This is a genomic window from Xanthomonas pisi DSM 18956, assembly GCF_001010415.1.
Taxonomy (GTDB): domain Bacteria; phylum Pseudomonadota; class Gammaproteobacteria; order Xanthomonadales; family Xanthomonadaceae; genus Xanthomonas; species Xanthomonas pisi.
Map to the genome: position 1 here is coordinate 1 of NZ_JPLE01000219.1, position 436 is coordinate 436.

A 436-nucleotide genomic window follows, 5' to 3' on the forward strand; every position below is an offset into this window, starting at 1 on the left:
CTAAAGCATCCGGTTGATGCTTTCTATGCGACCATCGCTTGAAAGCGCAAAATAACGAACCTTAAGAAGTATGCGCGCTTCTTCGATATTCTTTACACCCTCCCCGCCAGCACCAAAGAAGTTGCCGCCGATGTTGTCCGCACCTTCAAAGTTGTCGCGCGTCGGTCCAAACGCCCAGTTGTGCTCATAATTGCTTAAGTCCACAAAGTCTCTTGGTATGCAAAGAATGTCGCACCAAATATAAATGCCCATTGCATCACAAGTGTCAATGTTAAAAATGTTATTGTACCAGTCAGTCCAAAACTGATCTTGGTATCTTTCATACCAGTCACTTTTCTTTTGCACCAAAGATGTAATGTTTGGTGCATTGTTCTGCATCCACTTAAGGTTTTGCAACAGGTTTGTGTCAAACTTTTGCATAGTTCCTCACACAAAT

The 436-nt window shown here is 42.9% G+C and carries 1 protein-coding gene; it reads right to left on the minus strand.

Annotated elements, in window-relative coordinates; all coding sequences use genetic code 11:
* Nucleotides 1-420: a baseplate wedge 1 family protein gene (locus tag Y887_RS18370; RefSeq protein WP_052765043.1), complete on the minus strand. Its 420-nt coding sequence runs from the start codon at nucleotides 418-420 to the stop codon at nucleotides 1-3.
* Nucleotides 421-436 lie beyond the last annotated feature (16 nt).